Annotated in this window: 1 protein-coding gene; it reads right to left on the reverse strand. The window is 57.6% G+C overall.

Features of this window, described 5'->3' with window-relative positions; genetic code table 11:
* Positions 1 to 213 precede the first annotated feature (213 nt).
* Positions 214 to 2,607 (reverse strand): 3-hydroxyacyl-CoA dehydrogenase/enoyl-CoA hydratase family protein, encoded by a 2,394-nt coding sequence (locus tag EJQ19_RS31605; protein ID WP_126145171.1) that lies wholly within the window; start codon positions 2,605 to 2,607, stop codon positions 214 to 216.
* Between the last annotated feature and the right edge of the window lie 174 nt (positions 2,608 to 2,781).

Genomic DNA, 2,781 nt, shown 5'->3' on the forward strand with positions numbered 1-2,781 from the left:
AGGGTCTAACCCCTTCTAATTTGTGAAAATTTGCTATTTTCGCCTAGCTAAGAGGGGCTAGCCACTCTTAATGCCCGCGATCCGGGCCGTTTTCCTTAAATGAACTAGATCTAAAAGGGCCCAGCCCCTTCTAACTTGCGGAAATAAGCCATTTTCGCTCTGTTAAGAGGGGTTAGCCACTCTTAAGCCCACACCTGTGCAGAACGGCATGCCTTAGTTCCGCAGCGGTTTCCCTTTGGACAGCATGTATTGCATACGCTGTTGGGTTTTGACCTCACCGCAGAGGCTGAGGAACGCCTCGCGCTCGAGATCGAGCAGGTACTGCTCGCTCACAAGCGTGCCCGCCGGCACGCTGCCGCCCGCCAGTACGTGCGCGAGCTTGCCGGCGATCTTCACGTCGTGATCGCTGATGTACCCGCCCTGCCGCATGGCATTGGCGGCAGCCACCAACACGGCTTTGCCGTTCTCGCCGGCGACGCGGATTTTTTCTTCGGCGGGCAGCTCGTAGCCCGCCGCATCCAGCCGCAGGACCGCCTGCTTCGCCTCATAAATCCGGAAATCCGGATTCATGACGACGCGGTCCTGCGCACGCATATAGCCGAGCCGCTTCGTATCGTGGCCGCTCGTGGACACTTTGGCCATCGCGACGGTCTCGAACGCGGCGTTGATCCATGGCTGCAGGTCGACCTCCGGGTCCTGCACCGACTGGCTCGCCTGCAAAGCCAGCTCCTTACAGCCGCCGCCGGCCGGGATCAGGCCCACGCCGACCTCGACGAGACCGTAGTACGTCTCGGCGGAGAAAATCGTCATATCCGCCGGCAGGCACGCTTCGACGCCGCCGCCGAGCGTCATTTTGTGAGGGGCGGCGACGACCGGCTTCTCCAGTCTTTTCAGCTTCAGCATCGCGTTCTGGAACAGCCGGATAATGCCGTCGACCTCATCCCACTCTCCATCCTGCGCCTCCATCAAGAGCAGCATGAGGTTGGCGCCGACGCAAAAGTTTTTCCCTTCGTTCGCGACGACCAACCCGCGATAGTTGCTGCGCACCTCGTCGACGCTTTGCTGAATCATTGTCAAAATATCGGCCCCAATCGCATTGTTCGGCGAGTGGAACTCCAGGCAGGCGACGCCGTCGCCGATGTCGATCAAGCTGGCACCGCTGTTGCTGCGAATCACCTTCTTCTGCTCCTTGAGCGAAGCGAGCGAGATAACCTCAGGCCGCACCCCCAACTCGCTGCTGGCCCCGCCCAGATAGGCGAATGTCCGCCCCTCCGACCGGCGATAAAAACTCTCATTCCCCGCTGCCAGCCACTCTTTTACCCAGGCAGGCACCACGCTGCCTTCCGCTTCCATCCGCTCCACCGAGCGCCGTAAACCGATCGCATCCCACGTCTCGAACGGCCCGAGCTCCCAGTTGAAGCCCCATTTAAGCGCGTTGTCGATGTCCACAATGCTGTCGGCGATCTCGCCCAGCTTCTCTGCGGAGTACAGCAGCACCGGCTTCAAAATGTTCCACGCCAGCTCGGCATACCGGTCTTTGCCGGTGATCAGCGCTTTGATTTTGGCTGCAGCGCCTTTGGCCTGTTTGGAGGCTTCCAGCGATGCGCCGCTCACTCGTTTACTAGGCTCGTAAGTCATCGTGCCGAACTGCAAAGCCTGGATTTCCGAGCCTGCAGCGGTTTTCACTTTTTTATAAAACCCTTGACCGCTCTTCTCGCCGATCCATCCTCGCTCCACCATGTCTTTCATAAGAGCCGGAGTATCAAACACGGCCTTCTCTGCCGGATCCGATACCTGCGAAAACACATTGCCAGCCACATGCACAAAAGTATCGAGCCCGACTAAGTCCAGCGTGCGGAACGTCGCGCTTTTCGGCCTGCCCATCGCCGGCCCGGTCACTGCATCCACTTCTTCCACGGTGTAGCCCTTCTCGAGCATTTCTTGCAACGTAACGAGCAGCCCATAAGTCCCGATCCTATTGGAGATGAAGTTCGGTGTATCCTTGGCGACGACGACGCCTTTGCCCAGTTTTTTCTCGCAAAAATCTTGCATAAACGCCACAATCTCAGATTCGGTGTCCGAGTTGGGTATAATTTCCAACAGTTTCATATAGCGTGGCGGATTAAAGAAGTGCGTACCCAGAAAATGAGCCCTAAATGCCGCCGACCTTCCTTCAACCATCGCATTGATCGAAACGCCCGACGTATTGGACGTCACGATCGTCCCGGACTCCCACACCTCTTCAATTCGGGCAAAAAGCGCCTGCTTCGCCGCCAAATTCTCAATGATGACCTCGATAATCCAATCGACGTCCTTCAGCTTGCCCAAATCATCCTCCAGATTGCCCGGCTGGATACGCTGGGCAAACGACGCTTGAAAGAGCGGAGCCGGATTCGTTTTTACCATCCCCTGCAAGGCGTTTACCGCCAAGCGGTTGCGAACTTTCGGGTGAGCCAGTGTAAGCCCCGCCGCCTCTTCCTGCGGCAATAGCTGCGTCGGCACGCGATCGAGCAGCACTACAGACAGCCCTGCGTTCGCCAAATGTGCGGCAATGCCTGAACCCATTACACCGGAGCCGATGACGGCTGCTTTTCGGATCGTTGTCATAGCAACATTACATCTCCTTCACGACTTAAATTTATGAGACGCCAAACACGGAAAGGGCCAACACTTCCGCCACATCGCGCGCTTTCACCCGATCCTCGACTTCCTTGATCTTCGTGCCGTCCTCCACCATGGTCAGGCAGTACGGACAGCCCGAGGAGATGACGGTCGGCTGAA

The sequence above is a fragment of the Paenibacillus whitsoniae genome (assembly GCF_003955665.1).
In the GTDB taxonomy this organism is placed as follows: Bacteria; Bacillota; Bacilli; order Paenibacillales; family NBRC-103111; genus Paenibacillus_E; species Paenibacillus_E whitsoniae.

Coding starts and splice junctions, on each gene's coding strand:
- EJQ19_RS31605 (WP_126145171.1), bottom strand. CDS start 2,607: ATGACAACGATCCGAAAAGCAGCCGTCATCGGCTCCGGTGTAATGGGT.